The sequence below is a fragment of the Brachybacterium kimchii genome, from assembly GCF_023373525.1.
Classification (GTDB): domain Bacteria; phylum Actinomycetota; class Actinomycetes; order Actinomycetales; family Dermabacteraceae; genus Brachybacterium; species Brachybacterium kimchii.
The window spans coordinates 1,536,075-1,558,263 of the sequence record NZ_CP097218.1 but is presented as its reverse complement, the minus strand read 5'-3'; the positions used below and the strand labels follow the sequence as shown (position 1 = coordinate 1,558,263).

Sequence of the window (22,189 nt, the reverse complement as noted above, 5' to 3'; positions counted from 1 at the left end):
TCATCCGGTTTCGGCCGGGCGAGTCGGCACCCGTAGCCTGCGGTCATGACCGAGATCCTCACCTCCCACGCCGGCTCCCTCCCGCGCACGCCCGAGCTCATCGAGGCGAACGCGCGGCGCGAGGTCGCCGATGACGGCGTCACACCGATCATCACCGACGAGTTCCGCCAGATCCTCGCCTCCGCGGTCGACGACATCGTCGCGCGCCAGCAGCGCGTGGGCATCTCCGTGCCCAACGACGGCGAGTACGGCCACGCCATGGGATCGGCCTACAACTACGGCACCTGGTGGAGCTACGTCTTCGATCGCGTGAGCGGACTGCAGATCACGGGCGTGGACCATCGCAGCCAGGAGCCCGTGCGCTCCGCGCCCGGCGACGTGCGCCTGACCTCCTTCGCGGACCGCCGCGACTGGGTGCGCTTCGCCGACGCCTACGCCGACCCGGCCTCCGGGATCTCGCTCGGCGAGCAGCACGTGTTCCCCGCGGCGACCGGAGAGGTCGCCTTCACCGAGCTCGGACGCGAGCTGGTCGCCCAGGATGCCGCGAACCTGCGCGAGGCGCTCGGCGCGCACGGCATCGAGCAGGGATTCCTCAACACCCTCTCGCCCGGATCGGGCAGCCGCATCCAGGACGACCACTACGGCGACGTCGACGCCTTCCTCGACGCCTGGGTCGAGGTCATGCGCCCCGAGTACCGCGCCATCGCCGACGCCGGGCTGCTGCTGCAGATCGACGACCCCTCGATCGCCGAGAACTTCGACCAGATCAACCCCGAGCCCACCGTCGAGGACTACCTCGCCTTCACCCGCAAGCGCGTCGACGCGGTCAACCGCGCGCTCGAGGGCATCCCCGCCGAGCAGGTCCGCTTCCACCTGTGCTGGGGCTCCTGGCACGGACCGCACACCACCGACCTCGAGTTCGCGCACCTCGCGCCCACGATGCTCGAGATCGACGCCAAGTACTTCAGCTTCGAGGCCGCGAACGTGCGCCACGAGCACGAGTGGACTGTGTGGGAGGACCTCGAGCTGCCCGAGGACAAGGTGATCGTCCCCGGCATCGTCTCCCACTCCACCAACGTGGTCGAGCACCCGGAACTGGTCGCCCAGCGCATCGAGCGCTTCGCGAAGCTCGTCGGTCCCGAGCGCGTGATCGCCTCGACCGACTGCGGACTCGGCGGGCGCATCCACCCGGACATCGCCTGGGCCAAGCTCGACTCGCTCGTGCAGGGCGCCGCGATCGCCTCCGCGAGGCTCTGAGAGCCGCTCGGCCCGGTGCGCCCGACCGGGCCCGACCCGGCTCGGACCGGCCGGCCGGTTCCTGACTGATCGGAGCTGTCCGTACCGGTCCGGACCGGTCCGATCCTCGGCCGACGTTCGCAAGAACGTCGCCGACACGTCACGCCGGCGTGTCCTGCGGTATCCCACTGCGGGACACGCTGAGCGCGTGAGGATACTCGTCATCGCCGAGACGTTCCTGCCGCACATGAGCGGCGTGACCGGCTCCGTCCTGCACATGGCCGACCAGCTGACCGCCCGCGGGGACGACGTCTCCGTGATCGCGCCCCACCACGCGGGCGCTCCGGATTCCCTGACCACCGCCTGCGGTGCGCGGGTGCCCATCCACGAGGTGCCGTCCCTGCCGCTCCCGGGCTACCCCGGGATCCGCGTGGCGACCGTGAGCGCGACCTCCCTGCGGCGCACCATCGCCGCCCACGCGCCCGACGTCGTCCATCTCGCCTCGCCGATCGTGCTCGGCGGTCGCGCCGTGATCGCCGCCCGCCAGCTCGACCTGCCCGCGGTCGCCGTCTACCAGACCGACGTGCCCGGCTTCGCCGCCGCCTACGGACTGCCCTTCCTCGAGAACGCCTGCTGGCAGATCCTGCGCGACCTCCACCAGCGCGCGACCCTCACCCTCGCCCCGTCGACCGCGTCCCGCGACCTGCTCGCCGCTCACCAGATCCCGCGCATCCGTCTCTGGGGCCGCGGCGTGGACACCGAGCAGTTCCGTCCGACGGCGCGCTCCCGCGCCCTCCGCGACGAGCTCGCCGACCCCTCGGAGCGGATCGTCGCCTACGTGGGGCGCCTGGCTCCCGAGAAGCAGGTGCGCGACCTGCGTGTGGTCCACGACATGCCCGGAGTGCGCCTGGTGATCGTGGGGGACGGGCCGGAGCGCGCCGATCTCGAGCAGTCCATGCCGCGCGCCCGCTTCGTGGGATTCCGCCGCGGCGCCGACCTGGCCGCCCATCTCGCGAGCGCCGACCTGTTCATCCACCCCGGCGAGCACGAGACCTTCTGCCAGACCATCCAGGAGGCGATGGCCTCGGGTCTGCCCGCGATCGCCCCTCGCGCCGGCGGCCCCATCGACCTCATCGACCCCAGCCGCACCGGCTGGCTGTACGCGCCCGGCGATCTCGCCGAGCTGCGCGCCCGCACCGCCGACCTGCTGTTCGACGACGCCAAGCGCGAGGCCATGGGCCGCGCCGCCCTCGACTCCGTGCGGGAGCGCTCCTGGAGCGCGCTCGCCGATCAGCTGCGCGGACACTACGAGCAGGCGATCCTCGCCAACGCCGGAGTGCTCGCCCTGGGCTGAGCGCTCCCGTCCGCACGAGGACGCGACAGCGGCGGCGCGGCGTCAGTCGCCGCGGACGATGCGGGCGAAGGCCGCGAGCAGCGCCCGCCAGCTCTCGCGCGGGGCCTCGGCCTCCGCGACGGCCGCTGCGGCCTGCGCGGGCGTCACGCCCTCGGGCAGAAGATCGCTCGTCTCCGCCCAGCGGCCCACGACCTCCGGGGTCACCTCGGGGTGGAACTGCACGCCCCACGCGAGGTCCTCGGTGACGAAGGCCTGCACGGCGCCGTCGGTCCCGGAGGCGAGCAGCCGGGAGGCGGGCGGCAGCGAGGTGATCTGATCCTGGTGCCACTGCAGCACCCTCGGGTCGTCGCCGAGCGCGGCGATCAGCGGATCCTCCCTGCCCTCGGCGGTCGGCACGACGGGCAGGATCCCGACCTCCGCGACCGCGCGGCGGCCCATGGCGCCCTCGAGGGCGAGGGCGAGCTGCTGAGCACCCAGGCAGATGCCCAGGGTGGGCACGCGGCGATCGCGCGCGGTGCGCACGAGCGCCCGCACCGCCGGGAACCAGGGATGACCGGAGTCGTCGTCGGCGTCCATGCCGCCGCCGAGCACCACGAGCCCCTCGACGCCCCGCAGATCGTCCGGCACCTGCTCGCCGCGGTGCGCGCGTACGAGACGCAGGGTCACGCCCTCGGCCTCGAGCACCTCGGCGAGCACCGCGGGCGGGCAGTCCGTCTCGTGCTCGATGACGAGCACCTCGGGCAGGTCCAGGGCGGGGGAGGGATCCGGGTTCTCGGGCGACATGGGGGATTCCTACCAGAGCCCGTCACATTCGGCCACACACGTGGACCGGGCGACGCACGGGGGAGTGGTATGGACCCCGTCGGCCCGACCGGGACCGGCCCCACAGCACCGCACTCGCCGGACACCGGCATCGAACAGGAAGGACCTCTCATGGCCGAGCGCACTCGTCGCCCGCTCATCGGCGTGACCGCTGGGACGTCCCGCCTGATGTCCGGCGCCTGGGAGGGCCACGAGGCGGTGGTGCTCACCGAGCATTACGTCGAGGCGATCCGCCGCGCCGGCGCGCGGCCCGTGATCCTCGCCCCGCAGGACGCGTGGACCGACGAGGAGGTCGCCGAGCTCGACGGCATCGTCCTCAGCGGCGGCGCCGACCTCGACCCCGCGCTGTACGGCGCCGAGGCCCGTGACACCGACATGACTCCCGCCCCGGAGCGCGATGCCTTCGAGTCCTCGCTCTACCGGGCCGCTCGCCGCGTGGGCCTGCCGGTCCTGGGCATCTGCCGCGGTCTGCAGATCATCACCGTCGCCGAGGGCGGCGACCTGCACCAGCACCTCCCCGCGGACCTGCCGCAGCACCCCGTGACCGGGGAGCGTCCCACCCGCGTCGAGGTCGAGGTGGATGCCGCGAGCGACACGGCGCTCGCCGTGGGCACCCGTCCCGAGGTCACCGCCTTCCACCACCAGGGCGTGCGCACCGTGGGCGAGGGCCTGCGCGCCGTCGCCCACCACACGAGCGGCCTCCCGCTCGCCCTCGAGGCGACCGCCGGATCCCCGGTCCTGGCCGTCCAGTGGCACCCCGAGCTCGACCGCGAGGGCGACGGGCTGTTCGAGGCGCTCGTCACCGCGATCGGCAGCGTGCCCTCATGCGCGGACGGGGCCCGTGCTGGTCTAGGATGAGGGACGTCCCCGCCGTACCCCCTGGAGGAATGATGAGCTCCGCCACCGACCCGCACACGCAGCAGCCCCGTGAGGAGGCCAGCACCCCCTCCACCCACAACCCCGTGGTGACCTGGGTGCTGTTCATCGTCGTGTTCGGCCTGTTCATCGCCGGCCTGTGGGTCATGAGCCTCTACACGATCGCGTGGTTCCTCTTCGTGATCGGGCTGCTGATGTGCATCCTCTCCCTGTTCCTCGCCTTCCAGGCGATACCCGCGCTGCTGCGCTGAGTCCGCAGCCGCGCCACCGCTGAACGCGCGCGGCGCCCGCGCAGGGCCTCGGCCCGCCGCAGGGCTCCGCACCGCGCCGACGGGCCCCGCTCTCCGCCGCCGGAGAGCGGGGCCCGTTCTCGCTCCGACCGCCGCACCGATCCGGAAACCTGGGTGACCGTGACCTCGTCCCGCTCCTCGCACCCGCACCGCACCTCGCGCGCCCCCGTCGCCGCCGACGCCCGCCGCGCGCGCTGGGCGGTCTCGCTGATCTTCTTCCTCAACGGGGCGTCGTTCTGCGCGATCCTCCCGCGCTACCCGCAGCTCGTGGAGTCCATCGGCCTGTCCAACGGGTCCTTCGGCCTGGCCGTGGGCCTGGGACCGATCGGCGGGCTCGCCGCCGGCCTCCTGGCGGCCCCGCTCATGGCCCGCTTCGGCTCCGCGAGGGTGGCCGTCGCCTTCCAGGTCGTCGCGAGCACCGTCCACCTGCTCGTCTACACCTCGGCGACCTGGCTGTGGCTCGCCGCCGCGCTGTTCCTCGCGGCCGCGAGCGACTCGATCACCGACGTCTCGATGAACGCCCACGGCATGCGCGTCGAGCGCCGGTACCGGCGCTCGATCCTCAACAGCTATCACGGCTGGTGGTCGCTCGGCGCCGTCACCGGCGGCATCCTCGGTTCGGTCTGCGCCCAGCTCGCGGTGCCGCTGTGGATCCAGGGCCTCGTGGGCCTCGTCCTCTTCGGCTCCCTCGCCCTGGGCAGCAGGCGCTTCCTCCTCACCGGCCACGACTCCACCGAACGTCGCCCCGCGGCCCTCGAGGCAGGACTCGCCGCTCCGTCCGCCGCCTCCGCCGCGGCCCCTGCGGCCGCGACCGAGGAGGCGCTGGGCGGGGAGACGGCGAGCGCGGGCGAGACGGCCGGGGCGGACTCTGCGACGGGCAGCGACGCGACGACCGGGACCGGCGCGACGACGGGCACCGGGGTGACGCGCGCGAGCACCCTGCGCGGACTGCTGCTGATCGCGGCGCTCGGGCTCGTGCTCGTGTTCGCGGGAGCGACCGAGGACGCCGGCAACACCTGGGGCGCCCTGTTCATGCGCGACACCTTCGAGGCGACGCCGTTCCTCGCGGGCCTCGCCTTCGTCGCCCTGCAGGGCGCGCAGACCGTCGGACGCTTCCTCGGCGACGGGGTCGTGGACCGCCTCGGCGACCGTCTCACGGCCCGGATCGGCGCGCTGCTCAGCGGCGCGGGCATGGCCATGGCGCTCATCTTCCCGCACCCGGCGACGGCGCTGATCGGCTTCGCGTGCGCCGGCTGGGGGATCGCGACCCTGTTCCCCGCGGCGTTCCGAGCGGCCGACGAGATGGAGGGCGTCCCGCACGGCCTCGGCATCACCGTGGTCGGCTGGTTCGCCCGCATCGGCTTCTTCGTGACGCCGCCGATCGTCGGCGCCCTCGCCGACGCCCTCACCCTGCGCTTCGCGCTGTGGCTCGTGCCGCTCTACGCCCTCGGGATCCTCGTGTTCTCCGGAGTGCTCTCCGCGCGCACGGCGTCGACGACGGAGGCCGGGGCCCGGGCCTGAGCGCGCCGGCGCGCGCGGTTCACTGCAAGAGAGAGAGGTCCCCCGCCCCTTCGCGACGGATCTCGGCGAGGTCCCCGGTGAGGTCGATGACGCTCGTGGGCTCCGTGCCCACGTCCCCGGAGTCGATGATCACGTCGAGCTGAGGGTCCAGCGCCTGCTGGACCTGCCAGCCCTGCGAGGGAGGGGTCTCCTCGCCCGGCAGCAGCAGCGTCGAGGAGACGATCGGCTCGCCGAGGGCCTCCACGAGCGCTCGGTCCACGCGGCTGTCGGGGATGCGCACTCCCACGGTCTTCTTCTTCGGGTGGGCCATCCTGCGGGGCACCTCCTTGGTGGCCCGCAGGATGAAGGTGTACGGCCCCGGCGTGAGGTTCTTGACCAGGCGGAACGTGGGGTTGGAGACGAGCACGAACTGCGAGAGCTGCGCGAAGTCCGAGCAGACGAGCGTGAAGTCGTGGTCGGAGCCGACCTGCCGGATGCGGCGGATGCGCTCGAGCCCCTCGTGCGCCTCGAGGGCGCAGCCCAGCGCGTAGCAGGAGTCGGTGGGGTAGGCGATCAGCCCGCCGTCGCGCAGCACGCGCACCGTCTGCTCGATGAGGCGCGGCTGCGGGTCCACGGGATGGATGTCCAGATATCGAGCCATGCCCGATGCTACGTCCGGCGGGGGCCGACGGGGGAGGGGCGCCTCGCGCGGCGCGCTCAGGCGACGACCACGAACTCCCGGCCCAGCCACTTGGTGCGGCGCAGGCGGACCACGGCGCTGATCGGCACGGGGCCGCGGATGTGCGGATACGAGCGGCCGGTGCCGCGGGAGTCCTCCTCCACGTCCACGGCGATGCCCGCGGCCTCGACGCGCTGCACGTCGATCTCGAGGATCACCAGGTCCGTCGGCCGATCCGGATAGACGCGCTTGGCGACCATCGAGATCTGCTCGGGCCAGGAGGCGTGGATGAAGCCGACCTCGGCGAGGCTGCGGCCGCGGGTCGAGCACGTGTAGCGCCCGGTGGGCACCGCCGCGTCCCAGGAGGAGCGTTCGGTGATGTGCCAGATCAGGGGCGCGGGCATGACCGGCAGTGTACCGTGATGCCCCATGGGAGCACGGGGACGGATCGTCGAGGGACTGCGCATCGCGCACGCGGCGGACCGGGAGAGATTCGAGGCGCTGCTGGACGACCGTCTGGTGGGCGTCCTCCAGTACGGACCGGGCAGCGCCGAGGGCGTGCGGGATCTGCGCTCGACCGTCGTCTCCCCGGAGCACGGCGGCCAGGGCATCGGCACCGCGCTCGTGCAGGAGGCCCTCGCCGAGACCGCCGAGGAGGGCCTGGACGTCGAGGCGACCTGCTGGTTCGCCCGCGGCTACCTCGAGCGTCATCCCGCAGGGGCCCGTTCGACGCAGCGCCCCACCGACGAGGTCGGCCCCGAGCCGCAGGAGGGCGACGCGTGACCTTCAGGATCATCACCGTGTGCACCGGCAACATCTGCCGCTCGCCGATGGCGGAGTACATGCTCCGCGGCGCGTTCGAGGACGAGGGCCTGGCGGACCAGGTCGAGATCTCCTCCGCGGGCACCACGAGCTGGGAGACCGGCGAACCCATCGATCCTCGGGCCGGGGCGAAGCTGCGCGAGCTCGGATTCGACCCCTCCGGCCACCGGGCGCGGCAGGTCACGCCGGAGGAGCTGCGCGAGGTCGACCTGGTGCTGGCCCTGGACCACGATCACGTCGGGCCGCTCGAGCGGATCGGCGGGCGCGGCGTCTCCGAGCGCCTGCGCATGCTGCGCGAGTTCGATCCCGAGGCCCCGGAGGACCTGGGCATCCGCGACCCCTGGTACGGCGACAGCAGCGACTTCGAGGACACCGCCCGCAAGATCGAGGCCGCCTCCCGCGGCATCGTCGAGCACGTGCGCGGTCACCTCCCCGCCCGCGGCTGAGCGCCCTCCCCGCGCCGGACATCGGGCGCACCGGATGAGGCGCCCGCGTGAGACCCTGGCATCCCGCGATGCAGGAGGATCTCCGATGACGATGCCCGCGGCGGATCCCCTCCGCCTCGACACCCTCGCTCTCGCCCGCGCGCTGCGCGTCGGCGAGGTCGACGTCCGCGAGCACACCGAGAGGGTCCTCGCGCAGGCCCGCTCCGTCGGCCCCCGTGTCGGAGCCTTCGCGCATCTGCTCGAGGAGCGCAGCCGCACCCAGGCCGAGACCGCCGCCCGGGAGCTCGCCGCCGCGCACCGCGGCTCCGCCCGGGAGGAGCTCGCGCGCTCCCGCCCCCTGCTCGGCGTGCCGCTGCCCATCAAGGACCTCACCCGCATCCAGGGCGAACCCTTCGAGGCCGGCAGCTCGGTCCTCGTCGGCACCCGCGCGGACGTCACCGACGGCGTCGCCCAGGACGTCCTCGACGCGGGCACCGTGACCATCGGGAAGACGACGACCCCCGAGTTCGGCCTGCCCTGCTACACCGAGCCCGCCACCACCGCCCCCGCCCGCACGCCCTGGGACACCCGCCGCACCGCCGGAGGCTCGAGCGGGGGAGCTGCCGCGGCCGTCGCCAGCGGCATCGTGCCGATCGCCCAGGGGTCCGACGGCGGCGGCTCGATACGCATCCCCGCCGCCTGCTGCGGCATCGTGGGGATCAAGCCCTCGCGCGGGCTCGTGTCCCCGGGGCCGCACGGCGCCGAGGGGCCGGGGCTGGTGACCGATGGGATCCTCGCCCGCACCGTGCGCGACGCGGCTCTCGGGCTCGATCTGATCGCCCGCGTGCGTCCCGGCGACGCCTGGGGCCGACGCGCCCCTCGCGGGGGCTATCTCGCACCGCTCGAGCAGGCCGCAGGTGGGCTCCCCGGCGCGGGCGGGAGCGGGACGGGACTGCGGATCGGCGTGCTCACCGAGCCCCTCGCGATCGCGACCGACGTGCACCCGGCCGCGCTGCGCGCCGTCGAGCGCGCGAGCACCCTGCTGCGCGCGCTCGGGCACGAGGTCACGGCGGTGCCCGCGCCCTTCGACACCACGCGCTGGCGCACGTTCATGCCGCTGTGGACCGTCGGCGCCGCCGCCCTGGACCTCCCGCCGGAGGCCGAGGCGCTGCTGCTGCCGCTCACCCGCTGGCTGCGCGAGCGCGGGCGCGAGTACGACGGCCGCGCCGTCACCGGCGCGCTCGCGGGGATGCAGTTGCTGGCCCGGGAGGTGGGGGAGGCCTTCGACGGCCTCGATGTCGTGATCACCCCGTCCCTCGCCGCCCCGCCGGCGTTCCCCGCGGAGCTCCAGCTCGAGGACCCCGAGGCAGATTTCGACGCCCAGTGCGCGTTCACCCCCTGGACGAGCACCTGGAACATGACCGGGCGCGCGGCGATGTCCGTACCCCTTCACCGGGAGGAGATCGACGGGGTCGAGCTCCCCTTCGGCGTGCAGCTGGGCGCCGTGCGCGGCGGCGACGAGGAGCTGCTGCTCGCGCTCGCCGCCCAGTTGGAGCAGGCCGATCCCTGGCCGCTCGTGCGCGAGGTCGATGTCCCGTGAGCGGCGGGCAGGGGCCGATCGGGGCGTCGGGCGCGACGGGGCCGACGGCGGTGCGCGTGGACGTGTGGCTGTGGAGCGTGCGCCTGTTCCCGACCCGCTCGGCCGCCACGGCGGCCTGCCGCGGCGGGCACGTGCGCCGCGACGGCGACCTCGTGAAGGCCTCGCAGCGGATCTCCGTGGGCGACGAGCTGCGGGTGCGTCGCCCCGGACGCGAGCGGATCATCGTGGTCACCCGCCTGCTCGAGAAGCGGGTGGGCGCGCCCGTCGCCCGCGAGGCCTACGAGGACCATTCGCCCGAGCCCGCGCCGCAGCTGCTCGCGGCGCCGCCCCGCCGCGACCGCGGCGCCGGCCGGCCCACCAAGAAGGATCGGCGGGAGATGGACCGCCTGCGCGGTCGCGGGGTGGATCCCGTCGACGCCCTCGGCGAGAGCTCCGTCGACCTCAGGCCCGGGAGAGCAGCTCGCGGCGATTCACGGTGAGACGGTCCAGCAGCTGCCTCTCGTGCGCGGTGGCCTTCGGGCTCGCCCCGTCGGCCAGCAGTCGCTGGCGGGTGGCGGCAAGTTCCGCCGACTCCCGGATGAAGCGCTTCATGACGGGCAGGGCGCCCATCGTGCGCGCCCAGGAGCGGCCCTCCCGACGTCCCTTCCAGGTGCCCAGCATCGTGACCTCCTCGTGCGTGAGCCAGCCGAGGTTCGCGTACTCGCCCAGGCGCACGCGCGTCAGGCGCGACTCGTCCCAGACCAGCACGGCGATCAGGCCGAGCCACAGGGCCGAGAGCACGAACTCGAGCAGCAGCATGATGATCAGGCCCTCGAGGTCGGGGAACAGGAACGAGGACAGGTTCCACATGCAGTGCAGGAACATGCCCGGCCACGTCGCCACGAAGAAGACGAGGGCGCCCGGCACGGTGCCCCACTTGCGCGCGACGAGCCCCATGATCACGCCGGTCAGGGACGTGTAGATGGCGTGGCCGAAGATGCCGATGACCCCCCGGATCACCACCGTCGACGCGACGGTCGTGACGGCGCCGTGGTCCCAGGCGCTCCCGTAGTAGGTGATGTTCTCGGTGAACGCGAATCCACCCCCGATGAGGGCCCCGTAGACGAGCCCGTCGAGCGGACCGTTGAAGTAGCGCCGCCCCACCAGGAACAGCACCACGAGGCCGAGGCCCTTCGCGCTCTCCTCGGTGAAGGGAGCGCTGATCACTGCCCCCACGAACGAGGCGGCGCCCTCGTCGCCGGTCACCTGGTAGGCGAGGATCGAGACGACCGAGTTGACCACGTACGCCGTGCCCGCGGCGGCTGCCGCGCCCCACAGCACGGCGCTGATCAGCAGAGGGATCGGCTGCGGATCCCAGCGGTCCGCGAGCACGATCACCCCGATGATGACGACGAGGGAGAACGAGGCGAGGACGGCCTCGAGCACCCAGGCGCCGGGGCTCGAGCCCTCCAGCACGTACAGCAGGAACAGCAGGGTGAGGAGCACGAGCAGCCCGAGTCCCAGGAGAACCGCGAGGATCCAGCCCAGCACGATCGGCAGCGGCATGCCCGCCTTCGGCTGCTGCTGGACCTCCTGGATGCGGCGGGTCTGCGACGCCCACGCCGAATCCGGCTGCGCCTGCTGCGGGCGCTGCGCCGGTGCGGGAGCGAAGCGGGCGCGCGTCAGCGGACCGGCGGGACGGCTCGAGGTGTCGTACAGGCGCGGCAGCTCGTAGTGGACGTACTGGCCGCCGGGCTGCCCATGGCCCTGTGCGCCCGGGCGGCCCTGCGGCGCAGGGCCCTGGCCCGTGGCCTGCTGCTGCCCGCCGGCCTGCTGTTGCCCGCCGGTCCGCTGCCCGGGTGCCGGCTGCTCCCGGGGGACCGGCTGCTGTTCCCGCGGTGGGGGCTGGAGGGGGCGCCGCTGCGGAGGCTGCTGCGGGGGCTGAGGTGCGGAGGGAGGATGCGTCATGGGGTCCTCGCGGGGAACGGGAACGGCGGGCGGGAGCCGAGGAGGCGCCGGAGTGCCGATGCTACCGGGAGGGGGATTCCGTCACAGGGGAGGGCCGACGATTGTGGACGACGGCCTCAGGCCCGACACCCTGCGCGAGTATCGTGAGGCAGGCCACGGGGAGACCAGGGTTGAGCGGAATAGACTCAACTTCCCTGACGTTGCATCTCATGTCGGGTCGCGAGGGATCGTGCCCCGCAGTGCGCCTCATCGAGAGCGCGCGTGCGGGCGTGATCGTCGCAGCGGCCCGGAATCGACCATCCACGAACCGGAGGCAGCGACTGTGGAGTTCCACTTCACCACCCGTTCCCAGGAAGCCGTGGCCCAGGCCGCCGAACGGGCGGCGGAGCTCGGCAACCCCCAGGTCCTCGCGATCCACCTGCTGTGGGCTCTCGCCCAGCAGAAGGACGGCATCGCGCGCGCCCTGCTCGAGAAGGTCGGGGCGGACCCCGACCGCATCGTCGAGCGCTCCCAGCGGGCGATCGACGCCCTGCCGCGCGTGAGCGGCAGCGACACCCATCCGACCTTCGTCGGCAGCGGGTACGACGCCCTCGAGGCGGCGCGCCGCGAGGCCGACGATGCCGACCGCACCCATCTGTCCACCGAGCACCTCCTGATCGGCATCGCGCTCGGCAAGGACGACGCCGCACGGCTGCTCGCCGACTTCGGCGCGACGCCCCGCACCCTGCGCGATGCCCTTCCCGCACTGATCGGAGAGAACCCCATGGATACGGAGAACCCTGAATCGACCTTCGAGAGCCTGGAGAAGTTCGGCCTCGACCTCACCGAGCAGGCCCGCGAGGGCAAGCTCGACCCGGTGATCGGCCGCGACGCCGAGATCCGCCGCGTGGTGCAGGTGCTCAGCCGCCGCACCAAGAACAACCCGGTGCTGATCGGCGAGCCCGGCGTCGGCAAGACCGCCGTGGTCGAGGGCCTCGCCCAGCGCATCGTCGCGGGCGACGTCCCGGCGTCCCTGCGGGACAAGACCCTGATCTCCCTCGACCTGTCCTCGATGGTGGCCGGCTCGAAGTACCGCGGCGAGTTCGAGGAGCGGATGAAGGCCGTCCTCGACGAGATCCGCACGTCCAACGGCCAGATCATCACGTTCATCGACGAGCTGCACACGGTCGTCGGCGCCGGCGGCGGCGGTGACGGCTCGATGGACGCGGGCAACATGCTCAAGCCCATGCTCGCCCGCGGCGAGCTGCGCATGGTGGGCGCGACCACGCTCGACGAGTACCGCGAGAACATCGAGAAGGACCCGGCCCTCGAGCGGCGCTTCCAGCAGGTCTTCGTCGGCGAGCCGAGCGTCGAGGACACCATCACGATCCTGCGCGGGCTCAAGGACAAGTACGAGGCCCATCACAAGGTCTCGATCACCGATGCCGCGCTGGTCGCCGCCGCGACGCTCTCCGACCGGTACATCTCGGGACGTCAGCTGCCGGACAAGGCGATCGACCTGGTCGACGAGGCCGCCTCGCGCCAGCGCATGGAGCTCGACTCCTCGCCGGTGGAGCTCGACATCCTGCGTCGCCAGGTGGACCGTCTGAAGATGGAGGAGCTGGCCCTGCAGGGCAGCGACGATCCCGGCAGCCAGGCGCAGCTCGGATCGGTGCGAGGCCAGCTGGCCGACCGCACGGAGAAGATGGACGAGCTCTCGGTGCGCTGGGAGCGCGAGAAGGCCGGGCTGAACAAGGTCGGCGACCTCAAGGCCCAGCTCGAGCAGCTGCGCATGCAGGCCGACCGCGCCCAGCGCGAGGGCGACCTCACCGCGGCCTCGAAGATCCTGTACGGCGACATCCCCGCGCTCAAGAGCCAGCTCGTGGACGCCGAGGAGGTCGAGGCCTCGGGCGAGGCCGAGGAGTCCCGTCCGCTGGTCTCCGACCGCGTGGGGCCCGACGACATCGCCGAGGTGGTCTCCAACTGGACCGGCATCCCCGCCGGGCGCATGCTGCAGTCCGAGACGCAGAAGCTCCTGGACATGGAGGACATCATCGGGGAGCGCCTGATCGGGCAGCGCCAGGCCGTCACCGAGGTCTCCGACGCCGTGCGCCGTGCCCGCGCGGGCATCGCCGACCCGAACCGTCCCACCGGATCGTTCCTGTTCCTGGGGCCGACGGGCGTGGGCAAGACCGAGCTGGCCAAGTCGCTCGCGCAGTTCCTGTTCGACGACGAGCGCGCGATGACCCGCATCGACATGTCCGAGTACGGGGAGAAGCACAGCGTCTCCCGTCTGGTCGGCGCCCCTCCGGGATACGTCGGCTACGAGGAGGGCGGCCAGCTCACGGAGGCGGTGCGCCGCCGCCCGTACACGGTCGTGCTGCTGGACGAGATCGAGAAGGCCCACCCGGACGTCTTCGACATCCTGCTGCAGGTCCTCGACGACGGCCGCCTGACCGACGGCCAGGGCCGCACGGTGGACTTCCGCAACACGATCCTGATCCTCACCTCGAACCTGGGTGCGCACTTCCTGCAGGACCAGGCGCTCAGCGAGAAGGAGCGTCACGAGAACGTCATGAACGTCGTGCGGGCGAGCTTCAAGCCCGAGTTCCTGAACCGCCTGGACGATGTCATCATGTTCGACGCCCTGGACCGGCAGCAGCTCGCCCGGATCGTGCGCCTGCAGGTGGCCTCGGTCTCCGCGCGGCTCGCCGAGCGCCGGATCACCCTCGACGTCGACGACGCCGCGACCCAGTGGCTCGCCGACGAGGGCTTCGACCCGCTCTACGGGGCGCGACCGCTCAAGCGGCTCGTGCAGAAGGAGATCGGCGACGCCCTGGCGCGCATGATCCTGCGCGGCACGGTGCACGACGGGGACCACGTCTCCGCGGGCGTCGCGGCCGACCGGTCAGCCCTCGAGCTGCACGTCGTCGGCTCCACCGAGGACGGCGACGAGCAGGAGTCCGATGCCGAGGCCCGGGAGGCGGAGGACGCGATCCTCGAGGACACCTCCGCCCCGCGGGACACCGAGGCCCCGGTCGACCTCTCGGACGTCGACCTCGGTGGCGAGGACGACGGCGCGCTGCGATGAGCACCCGCGCTCCGCGGGGATGAACCACCCGATCCGCAGGGCCCCGTCCGCCATCACGGCGGACGGGGCCCTGCCGCGTCAAGGGCGTGTGCCTCACTCGTCCCAGGGCATGGGGGCGACCCTCCGGCGCATCTCCAGCAGCGGCTCGGTGTCGGTGAGGTTGGTCCTGCGGCGCTCGAAGTCCTCCACGAATCCGTCGACCTCCTGCTGGCGGGCGCGCAGCGCGTCGCCGTCGATGCCCGTGCCCTGGAAGACCGGGGAGTCCAGGATGTCGGCCTCCGCCTCCAGCTGGGTCGAGACCATCGGACCGAAGGAGGAGATCGGCGTGGACGTCGCGGTGTGCGCGGCGATCCCCAGCTCGCGGTAGGCGCCGGTCTCCATGGCCCGCGCCGCGCCCGGGAGATCCCCCGTGCCCAGGGCGCCGCCCACCTCGTCCTTCGTCTGCAGGACGCCGCCGAGCAGCTGGTCCGTGCCGGACAGCATCGAGCCGACGGCGGACTTCTCGCCGAACAGCGCCTCGTCGGGTGCATGGGAGAGGCGCATGGCGGCGAACAGCGGAGCCGTCGCCTCGCCGAGACCGTGCTCGTTCGCGAACGTCTCCATCCGCCCGCGCATCGACTGGACGCTGTCCCGGGCGTCCAGCGCGGCCTGCGCCTCGCCGGCATAGGGCACGCGCGCGAGCAGCGAGTGCCGCAGCTCCGACCCCTGCTGCTCATGGGCCGCATCGAGGTCGAAGGACGGATCATGGGGGCGCACCGGTGCGTCGAGAGCCGCCGCGCGCTCCCGCACCGCATCCGCGAGACCGGGGTCGATCGGATGGGCGAAGGGCTTCCCGGGAGCCAGCCAGCCGGGGACCGGGCGCTGGGTGAGCTCGAAGAGCTTCTTCGCGAGCTTGGAGGAGGTCTCGCTCACCCAGCGGCTCATGCCCTCCGGATCGCCGTATCCGAGCGGATGCGGTTCGACGAGATCGCGCACATCGTCCTCGTCGAGCCCGGTCGCGTCCTCGAACATGTCGAAGAGATCGTTGCGCGCCATCGCGCCGAGATCGAGGCCATCGGCCCCGGAGCCCGGGCCGATCCGGGCCCCGCCGGCCACCGGCCCGATCGCCGCCGCGTACGTCCCGGCCGTGGCACCGCCCGCTCCCTCGGCCATGCTCACCTGCTCCTGCTCATCGGCCTGGGAGCGAAGGTCATCAGCGAGGGCGTGCAGCCTCGCGCTGCGCGAGCGCACCTGCCGCCCCGCGTTCGCCGCAGCGGCGAGGAAGGTCTCCGCATCAGGCCCCTCCCACCGCAGACCTCCGGCGGCGTCGAGCACGCCCGCCCGCGTCTCCAGACCCGAGGCGGCTCTCTCGAACCGCCGGGCGAGCTGCTGCATCTGCACGGTGTCGCATCCCAGGAATCCACTCATGCCGCGGACGCTACGCAGATGCGGCCGCGGCCGCCGGGGGAGCGGCGCCGTTGTGGAGAACTCGCGGTGGGGAGGACTCGTGGGGATCGTGGAGCTCCGCGTCCGCGGGTCCGAAGGGCAGAAACCTCCGCGTGCCACCCGCCGCCCGTGCTTCCCTGGGCGGCATGACCACGCACCCCACGACACCGGGAGGCGCCGGCGCCCGGCCCGCGCAGCCCGCACAGTCCACGCTGAAGACCCTGCTCGGCACGGGGATCGGGAACGCCCTCGAGTGGTACGACTGGAACATCTACGCGAGCTTCGCTGTGTACTTCTCCGCGCAGGCGTTCAACGGGGACAACAAGGCCTCGGACTTCCTGGCGACCATGGCGATCTTCGCCGTCGGCTTCGTCGCACGGCCCTTCGGCGGCGTCGTCTTCGGCTGGATCGGCGACCGCATCGGCCGCAAGCACGGCCTGACGATCGCCGTGCTGTGCGCCTCGGCAGGCTCCCTGCTCATCGCGCTGCTGCCCACCTTCAGCCAGATCGGCGTCGCCTCCTCCGCACTGCTGCTCGTGGCGCGTCTCGTGCAGGGCCTCGCCCACGGCGGCGAGCTGCCCAGCGCCCAGACCTACCTCGCCGAGCACGCGCCGCGGAACCGGCGGGGCTTCTGGGCCAGCTCGATCTACGTCACGGGCACGCTGGGGCTGCTCGCGGGACTCGTCGTCGGCCTGGTCCTCTCCGGCGTGCTCACGGAGGCGCAGATGAGCGCCTGGGGCTGGAGGATCCCGTTCGCGGGCGGAGCCGTCCTGGGGCTCGTCGCGCTCTGGATCCGCAGCTCCATGGACGAGTCCGAGGTGTTCGAGGAGAGCAAGGCCCAGCAGGAGGCCAGCGGCTCGAGGGCCAACGTCTGGCTCGCGCTCGCGCGCAACTGGCGCACCGGGCTCATCGTCATCGGCATGACCGCGGGCCTCACGGTCTGCTACTACGTGTGGTCGGTCTCGATGGCCTCGCTCGCCCAGCAGAACCTCGGCTACTCCGACTCCGAGGCGTTCGAGGCCTCGATGATCGGCAACATCGTGCTCATCATCGCCCTGCCTCTGTGGGGCATCGCCTCGGACCGCGTGGGCCGCAAGACCTGCGCGGTGATCGCCCTGCTGGGCTCCGCGATCGCCTACATCCCGCTGGTGCTGCTGATCCAGGGCGAGTTCTGGCAGCTGGTCCTCGCGATCTGCGTGCAGCTCGCGCTCCTGGCCGGCTTCCTTTCCCACGCCCCCGCGATGTACGCGGAGATGTTCTCGACCGCCGAGCGCACGAGCGGCTTCGGCATCCCCTACGCGATCGCGATCGCCGTGTTCGGCGGCACCGCGCCGTACGTGAACACCTTCGTCTCGACCCACGCGGGCTCGGGCACCGGAGGCCAGATCGCCTTCGGGATCTACGCGATCGCGCTGCTCGTGATCTCCACGCTCACCATCGTCCTGTGCCTGCCCGAGACCAGGGGCAAGGACCTGCGCGAGGTCGGCTCCGCCTCCGTGGAGGGCGCCTCGGGCGTGTCGACGGCGACCCGGTGACGACGCTGGGCCCCGGGCGGCGCGCTCGCGCCGTGAGGCGCGTCCGGGCGCCGTGCGCCGATGCGGCGGTCCGACGGGGATCGTGCCCCGTCGGCCCGCCGTGATCAGACGACGATGTTCACGAGCTTCGGCGCGCGCACGATGATCTTGCGGATCTCGGCATCGCCGATCAGCTCCTGCACCCGCGCCTCGGCGAGGACGGCCTCCTGCAGGGCGTCCTCGCCGATCTCGGGATCGACCTCGAGGCGGTGGCGGACCTTGCCCTTGATCTGGACCACGCAGGTGACGGCGTCGGCCTTCACCAGCTCCGGATCGGCCTCGGGGAAGCGCTCGCGCGTCACCGTGCCCTCATGGCCCAGGCGCGTCCACAGCTCCTCGGCCAGGTGCGGCGCGAAGGGCGCGAGCATGATCACCAGGGGCTCGACGGCCTCGCGCGGGGAGGCCCCCGACTTCGTGAGCTGATTGACCAGCTCGATGAGCTTCGCGATGGCCGTGTTGAACCCGAAGGTCTCCATGTCGCGGGAGACGCCGTCGATCGTGCGGTGCACCGCCTGCTTCGTGGGCAGGTCGGCCGGGTCCTCGCTCACGCGCAGCTCGCCGCTGTCCTCGTCCACGATCAGTCGCCACAGCCGCTGCAGGAACCGCTGCGAGCCGACGACGGCCCGGGTCTCCCACGGGCGGGAGTCCTCGAGCGGGCCCATCGACATCTCGTACACGCGGAAGGTGTCCGCCCCGTACTCGTCGTACATGTCGTCCGGGGTGACGGCGTTCTTCAGGCTCTTGCCCATCTTGCCGTACTCCTGGGTGACCTTCTCCCCCTGGTGGGTGAAGGTCCCGTCGGACTCCTCGACGACCTCGTCGGCCGGGACGTACATGCCGCGTGCATCGGTGTACGCGAAGGCCTGGATGTACCCCTGGTTGATGAGGCGGTGGAAGGGCTCCTGGCTGGAGACGACGCCGCGATCGAACAGCACCTTGTGCCAGAACCGCGCGTACAGCAGGTGCAGCACGGCGTGCTCGACGCCGCCGACGTACAGGTCGACGCCGCCCACGTCGCCCTCGCGGCGCGGGCCCATCCAGTAGCGCTCGTTGTCCGGCTCGACCGCGTGGGCGCCGTCCGAGGGGTCGATGTAGCGCAGCTGGTACCAGGACGAGCCCGCCCACTGCGGCATCGTGTTCGTCTCGCGCAGGTATTCCTTGGGGCCCTCGCCCAGGTCCAGCGTCACGTGCGTCCACTCGGTCGCGCGCGAGAGCGGGGTCTGCGGCTCGGTCTCGGCGTCCATCGGGTCGAAGGTCTTCGGGGAGAAGTCCGTGACCTCCGGCAGCTCGACGGGCAGCATGCTCTCGGGCAGCGCGATCGGCGTCTCCGGATCGGCGGGGTCGTAGACGATCGGGAAGGGCTCGCCCCAGTAGCGCTGGCGGGAGAACAGCCAGTCCCGCAGGCGGTAGGTGGTGCGGGCGCGCCCGAAGCCCTTCGCGGTCGCGTACTCGGTGGCCAGGCGCTTGGCCTCGTCCTTGTCCAGGCCGTCCAGGTCCAGCTCGTCGTTGCGCGAGTTGATCTTCGCGCCCTCGCCGGTCCAGGCGCCGCCCTCGAAGTCGGCGGGCGGCTGGACGGTGCGGATGATCGGCAGCTCGAAGCGGTCGGCGAAGGCGAAGTCGCGCTCGTCCTCCGCGGGGACGGCCATGATTGCGCCGGTGCCGTAGCCGGTGAGCACGTAGTCCGCGGTGAACACGGGCAGGCGGCGGCCGTCCATGGGGTTCACGGCGAACAGGCCGGTGAACACGCCGGTCTTCTCGCGGTCCTCGGCGGTGCGGTCCTCCTCGCCCGCCGCGGCGGCGCGCTGCTGGTAGGCGCGCACGGCCTCGCGCGGGCTCGCGGCGCCGCCCGTCCACGCGTCCTTCGCGCCCTCGGGCCATGCCTCCGGCAGGGAGTCGACGTCGGCCAGCAGGGCGTGCTCGGGGGCCAGCACGCAGAAGGTGGCGCCGAACAGCGTGTCGGCCCGGGTCGTGAAGACCTCGAAGCCCGCGCCGTCCCCGTCGCGGCCCTCGATGCCGAAGGCGATCTGGGCGCCGTGGGAGCGGCCGATCCAGTTGCGCTGCATGGAGCGCACGGCCTCGGGCCACTGGACGCGGTCCAGGTCCTCGAGCAGGCGGTCGGCGAAGGTCGTGATGCGCATGTTCCACTGGCGCAGGGTCCGCGTGAAGACCGGGAAGTTGCCGCGCTCGGAGCGGCCCTCGGAGGTGACCTCCTCGTTCGCCAGCACCGTGCCCAGTCCCGGGCACCAGTTCACGGGCGTCTCGGAGATGAAGGCCAGGCGGAAGGATTCCGCGAGGTCGCGGATCTCCTTCTCGGAGGCCCTCGCCAGGTCCTCGGCGCTGCGCCCCGCCCAGTCCTCGGGCAGGGCGATGCCCTGGCGCTCCGCCAGCGCGAAGGGGTCGACGGCGCCCGCGCGCAGCTCCTCGACCAGCTCGGCGATCGGGCGGGCGCGCCCGCGCACGCCGTCCGCGTTCGCGGCCGACGGGTCGTACCAGGAGTCGAAGACCTGCAGGAAGATCCACTGCGTCCACTTCACGAACTCCGGGTCCGTGGTCGCGAAGGAGCGGCGCGGATCGTGGCTCAGGCCCAGGCGGTGCAGCTGGCGGCGCATGTTGGCGATGTTCGCCTCGGTGGTGGTGCGCGGGTGCGTGCCGGTCTGCACGGCGTACTGCTCGGCGGGCAGGCCGAAGGCGTCGTAGCCCATCGTGTACAGCACGTTCCTGCCCAGCGTGCGCTGGTACCGGGCGATCACGTCGGTCGCGATGTAGCCCAGCGGATGGCCCACGTGCAGCCCCACCCCGGAGGGGTAGGGGAACATGTCCATGATGTACATCTTCTCGGGCAGGTCCGCGGGGGCGGTGCCGTCCGCGAGCGGCCCCACCGGGTTCACGGCGTCGTAGGTGCCGTCCTCGTCCCAGCGCTTCTGCCAGCGCTCCTCGATGCTCCGGGCCATCTCGGCCGTGTAGCGGAAGGGTGCCTCGCTCATGGATGTCTGTCCTTCTCGGTGGTGGTCCTGGGGCCCGTGCCCGCTCCGGCACAAAAAAACCCCCGCACAGGCGAGGGGAGCCGCGTCGGTGTCCGGTCCCCGGGGCCGACGGCTGGGGCGGACGCATGTCCGGCGCGGCTACGGAAGCAGGAGCGAACGAGCCACGGGGCGATCCTATCGCGACCCGTCGTCGGGGTCACGGAGGACCCGCTCACGCGCTCATCACGCCGGAGACGATGAGCAGGGTGATCACGGTGCCGACCGTCGTCAGCAGCACCGTGTCCCGGGCGAGGTTCTCGGCGGCCTTGTACTGGGAGGCGGCGACGAACACGTTCTGCGCCGTCGGCAGCGCGGCCATCACCACGACCGCGAAGAGATCGTGCCCGCCGAGTCCGAGCAGCAGACCCAGGCCGAGCGCGATCACCGGCATCACGGCGAGCTTGAAGACGGTGGCGATCGCGATCAGCCCGCGGTACCCGTCGTCCTTGGCGAGCGGCGCCGACCCCATCAGCGAGATCCCGTAGGCCAGCAGCATGGCGGGGATCGCCATGTCCGCGATCGAGCCGAAGGGCTGCAGGATCACCTCCGGCAGCTTCACCCCGCACACGACGAGCACGATCCCGACCGCGGCGGCCACGATCGTCGGGTTCGAGGCGATGTTGCGCAGCACGCCCGCGGGGGAGGGACGCATCTTCGTGGTCACGGCGTGCAGCACGAACAGGTACAGCGGCGTGTAGATCGCCTGCTGGAAGAGGATCACGGGCAGCGCGTGCGAGGTGTCGCCCAGGACGTACGCGGCGATCGGGAAGCCCATGTTCGCGCCGTTGACCACGGAGCCGCTGATCGCGGTGACCACGAGCTCGGCTCCGCGGCGCTTCGTGAGCACACGGATGATCAGCAGGAGCAGCCCTCCCGAGACGAGCCCCGAGACCCCGGCGATGAGCATCGGCGTGGACAGCACCTGCCCCAGGTCCGATTCGAGCAGGGAGGTGAGCACGAGGCACGGGGACGCCAGGAAGAACGTGGTGCGGTTCAGGACGAAGCGCCCCTGCTCGCCGAGGACGCCCGTGCGCCCGACGATCCAGCCGATCGCGATCAGGCACCAGACGATGAAGAACCCGGAGAGGACCCCTGTCACGGCTCAGCTCACCCGTGCGCGGCTCAGCGGCCGGTGCGCTGGTCGGGCATGCCGGGCACGGGCTCCGCGGGGTCGTCGCCCACCTTCACCACGCGGTTCGCGCCGTCCACGTGCACCACGCGGGGGTGGTGCTCTGCGGCCTCCTGCGCGTCGAACAGGCCGTAGGCGATGATGATCACGAGGTCGCCGGGGACCACCAGATGCGCGGCCGCCCCGTTGATGCCGATGACGCCGCTGTCGCGCTCGCCCGTGATCGCGTAGGTCTCCAGCCGGGCGCCGTTGGTGACGTCCACGATGGAGACCTGCTCGTTCTCGAGGATCCCGGCGGCGTCCATGAGCGCCGCGTCGATCGTCACCGAGCCGACGTAGTGCAGGTCGGCCTGGGTCACGGTCGCGCGGTGGATCTTCGAGGTCATGAGTGTGCGCATCATCGCCGCCATTCTCCCA

Annotated in this window: 19 protein-coding genes; 11 read left to right on the top strand and 8 right to left on the bottom strand. The window is 72.4% G+C overall.

The genetic code is table 11. The annotated features are described in order from the left end of the window. The first annotated feature begins 45 nt into the window (after nt 1-45). Both M4486_RS07485 and M4486_RS07480 read left to right on the top strand, forming a co-directional pair. On the top strand, nt 46-1,257 hold the full coding sequence (locus tag M4486_RS07485; RefSeq protein WP_249480524.1) for a cobalamin-independent methionine synthase II family protein: 1,212 nt from the start codon (nt 46-48) through the stop codon (nt 1,255-1,257). Between the two features lie 187 nt (nt 1,258-1,444). After that, nucleotides 1,445-2,590, top strand: coding sequence for a glycosyltransferase family 4 protein (locus M4486_RS07480; protein WP_249480523.1), 1,146 nt, complete (start codon nt 1,445-1,447; stop codon nt 2,588-2,590). Between the two features lie 42 nt (nt 2,591-2,632). Here the strand turns inward: M4486_RS07480 and M4486_RS07475 are convergent, their stop codons facing one another. Continuing rightward, nucleotides 2,633-3,373 (bottom strand): type 1 glutamine amidotransferase, encoded by a 741-nt coding sequence (locus M4486_RS07475; RefSeq protein WP_249480522.1) that lies wholly within the window; start codon nt 3,371-3,373, stop codon nt 2,633-2,635. A gap of 150 nt (nt 3,374-3,523) precedes the next feature. Here M4486_RS07475 and M4486_RS07470 point away from each other — a divergent pair, with 150 nt between their 5' ends. The 3 genes from M4486_RS07470 to M4486_RS07460 all read left to right on the top strand — a co-directional run bounded on the left by M4486_RS07470 (nt 3,524) and on the right by M4486_RS07460 (nt 6,099). Beyond that, on the top strand, nt 3,524-4,270 hold the full coding sequence (locus M4486_RS07470; protein WP_249480521.1) for a gamma-glutamyl-gamma-aminobutyrate hydrolase family protein: 747 nt from the start codon (nt 3,524-3,526) through the stop codon (nt 4,268-4,270). A gap of 32 nt (nt 4,271-4,302) precedes the next feature. Beyond that, nucleotides 4,303-4,539: a hypothetical protein gene (locus tag M4486_RS07465; protein ID WP_249480520.1), complete on the top strand. Its 237-nt coding sequence runs from the start codon at nt 4,303-4,305 to the stop codon at nt 4,537-4,539. 159 nt (nt 4,540-4,698) lie between these two features. Further along, nucleotides 4,699-6,099, top strand: coding sequence for an MFS transporter (locus M4486_RS07460; protein WP_249480519.1), 1,401 nt, complete (start codon nt 4,699-4,701; stop codon nt 6,097-6,099). A 19-nt stretch (nt 6,100-6,118) separates the two neighbouring features. Here M4486_RS07460 and M4486_RS07455 read toward each other — a convergent pair whose 3' ends face one another. Together M4486_RS07455 and M4486_RS07450 are read right to left on the bottom strand one after the other, a co-directional pair. Continuing rightward, on the bottom strand, nt 6,119-6,739 hold the full coding sequence (locus M4486_RS07455; RefSeq protein WP_249480518.1) for an L-threonylcarbamoyladenylate synthase: 621 nt from the start codon (nt 6,737-6,739) through the stop codon (nt 6,119-6,121). A 56-nt stretch (nt 6,740-6,795) separates the two neighbouring features. Continuing rightward, a complete protein-coding gene (locus tag M4486_RS07450) occupies nt 6,796-7,161 on the bottom strand; it encodes a DUF952 domain-containing protein (RefSeq protein ID WP_152353396.1) in 366 nt (121 codons plus the stop codon). Nucleotides 7,162-7,186: 25 nt separating this feature from the next. Between M4486_RS07450 and M4486_RS07445 the strand changes: the two genes are divergently transcribed. The 4 genes from M4486_RS07445 to M4486_RS07430 all read left to right on the top strand — a co-directional run bounded on the left by M4486_RS07445 (nt 7,187) and on the right by M4486_RS07430 (nt 10,083). Beyond that, nucleotides 7,187-7,540, top strand: coding sequence for a GNAT family N-acetyltransferase (locus tag M4486_RS07445; RefSeq protein WP_249480517.1), 354 nt, complete (start codon nt 7,187-7,189; stop codon nt 7,538-7,540). Further along, a complete protein-coding gene (locus M4486_RS07440) occupies nt 7,537-8,025 on the top strand; it encodes a low molecular weight protein-tyrosine-phosphatase (RefSeq protein ID WP_152353394.1) in 489 nt (162 codons plus the stop codon). The genes M4486_RS07445 and M4486_RS07440 overlap by 4 nt, the downstream gene beginning before the upstream one ends. A gap of 85 nt (nt 8,026-8,110) precedes the next feature. Continuing rightward, nucleotides 8,111-9,604 carry an amidase gene (locus tag M4486_RS07435; RefSeq protein ID WP_249480516.1) on the top strand — a complete coding sequence of 498 codons (1,494 nt, stop codon included), beginning with the start codon at nt 8,111-8,113 and terminating at the stop codon, nt 9,602-9,604. 17 nt (nt 9,605-9,621) lie between these two features. Then, entirely contained in the window at nt 9,622-10,083 is a 462-nt protein-coding gene (locus M4486_RS07430) for an RNA-binding S4 domain-containing protein (protein ID WP_249481096.1), read from the top strand. On the opposite strand, the gene M4486_RS07425 is transcribed toward M4486_RS07430, so the two are convergent. Beyond that, nucleotides 10,046-11,551 (bottom strand): PrsW family intramembrane metalloprotease, encoded by a 1,506-nt coding sequence (locus M4486_RS07425; protein WP_249480515.1) that lies wholly within the window; start codon nt 11,549-11,551, stop codon nt 10,046-10,048. The genes M4486_RS07430 and M4486_RS07425 overlap by 38 nt on opposite strands. A gap of 322 nt (nt 11,552-11,873) precedes the next feature. Between M4486_RS07425 and clpB the strand changes: the two genes are divergently transcribed. Continuing rightward, nucleotides 11,874-14,621: an ATP-dependent chaperone ClpB gene (clpB, locus tag M4486_RS07420; protein WP_283257965.1), complete on the top strand. Its 2,748-nt coding sequence runs from the start codon at nt 11,874-11,876 to the stop codon at nt 14,619-14,621. A gap of 93 nt (nt 14,622-14,714) precedes the next feature. Here the strand turns inward: clpB and M4486_RS07415 are convergent, their stop codons facing one another. After that, a complete protein-coding gene (locus M4486_RS07415) occupies nt 14,715-16,028 on the bottom strand; it encodes a hypothetical protein (RefSeq protein ID WP_249480514.1) in 1,314 nt (437 codons plus the stop codon). A gap of 164 nt (nt 16,029-16,192) precedes the next feature. On the opposite strand from M4486_RS07415, the gene M4486_RS07410 reads away from it, so the two are divergent. After that, complete coding sequence (locus M4486_RS07410; RefSeq protein ID WP_249480513.1) at nt 16,193-17,581, top strand: MFS transporter; 1,389 nt, start codon at nt 16,193-16,195, stop codon at nt 17,579-17,581. A 104-nt stretch (nt 17,582-17,685) separates the two neighbouring features. On the opposite strand, the gene leuS is transcribed toward M4486_RS07410, so the two are convergent. The 3 genes from leuS to panD form a co-directional block, all read right to left on the bottom strand. After that, nucleotides 17,686-20,604 (bottom strand): leucine--tRNA ligase, encoded by a 2,919-nt coding sequence (gene leuS, locus M4486_RS07405; protein WP_249480512.1) that lies wholly within the window; start codon nt 20,602-20,604, stop codon nt 17,686-17,688. A 211-nt stretch (nt 20,605-20,815) separates the two neighbouring features. Beyond that, complete coding sequence (locus M4486_RS07400; protein ID WP_249480511.1) at nt 20,816-21,742, bottom strand: AEC family transporter; 927 nt, start codon at nt 21,740-21,742, stop codon at nt 20,816-20,818. A gap of 23 nt (nt 21,743-21,765) precedes the next feature. After that, on the bottom strand, nt 21,766-22,173 hold the full coding sequence (gene panD, locus M4486_RS07395; RefSeq protein ID WP_249480510.1) for an aspartate 1-decarboxylase: 408 nt from the start codon (nt 22,171-22,173) through the stop codon (nt 21,766-21,768). Nucleotides 22,174-22,189 lie beyond the last annotated feature (16 nt).

Excerpts from the sequence above, each read along its gene's own strand:
- M4486_RS07435 (WP_249480516.1), top strand. The coding sequence starts at position 8,111 with ATGACGATGCCCGCGGCGGATCCCCTCCGCCTCGACACCCTCGCTCTC.
- leuS (WP_249480512.1), bottom strand. The coding sequence starts at position 20,604 with ATGAGCGAGGCACCCTTCCGCTACACGGCCGAGATGGCCCGGAGCATC.
- M4486_RS07470 (WP_249480521.1), top strand. The coding sequence starts at position 3,524 with ATGGCCGAGCGCACTCGTCGCCCGCTCATCGGCGTGACCGCTGGGACG.
- M4486_RS07450 (WP_152353396.1), bottom strand. The coding sequence starts at position 7,161 with ATGCCCGCGCCCCTGATCTGGCACATCACCGAACGCTCCTCCTGGGAC.
- M4486_RS07475 (WP_249480522.1), bottom strand. The coding sequence starts at position 3,373 with ATGTCGCCCGAGAACCCGGATCCCTCCCCCGCCCTGGACCTGCCCGAG.
- M4486_RS07415 (WP_249480514.1), bottom strand. The coding sequence starts at position 16,028 with ATGAGTGGATTCCTGGGATGCGACACCGTGCAGATGCAGCAGCTCGCC.
- M4486_RS07410 (WP_249480513.1), top strand. The coding sequence starts at position 16,193 with ATGACCACGCACCCCACGACACCGGGAGGCGCCGGCGCCCGGCCCGCG.
- panD (WP_249480510.1), bottom strand. The coding sequence starts at position 22,173 with ATGATGCGCACACTCATGACCTCGAAGATCCACCGCGCGACCGTGACC.
- M4486_RS07445 (WP_249480517.1), top strand. The coding sequence starts at position 7,187 with ATGGGAGCACGGGGACGGATCGTCGAGGGACTGCGCATCGCGCACGCG.
- M4486_RS07485 (WP_249480524.1), top strand. The coding sequence starts at position 46 with ATGACCGAGATCCTCACCTCCCACGCCGGCTCCCTCCCGCGCACGCCC.
- M4486_RS07455 (WP_249480518.1), bottom strand. The coding sequence starts at position 6,739 with ATGGCTCGATATCTGGACATCCATCCCGTGGACCCGCAGCCGCGCCTC.
- M4486_RS07465 (WP_249480520.1), top strand. The coding sequence starts at position 4,303 with ATGAGCTCCGCCACCGACCCGCACACGCAGCAGCCCCGTGAGGAGGCC.
- M4486_RS07425 (WP_249480515.1), bottom strand. The coding sequence starts at position 11,551 with ATGACGCATCCTCCCTCCGCACCTCAGCCCCCGCAGCAGCCTCCGCAG.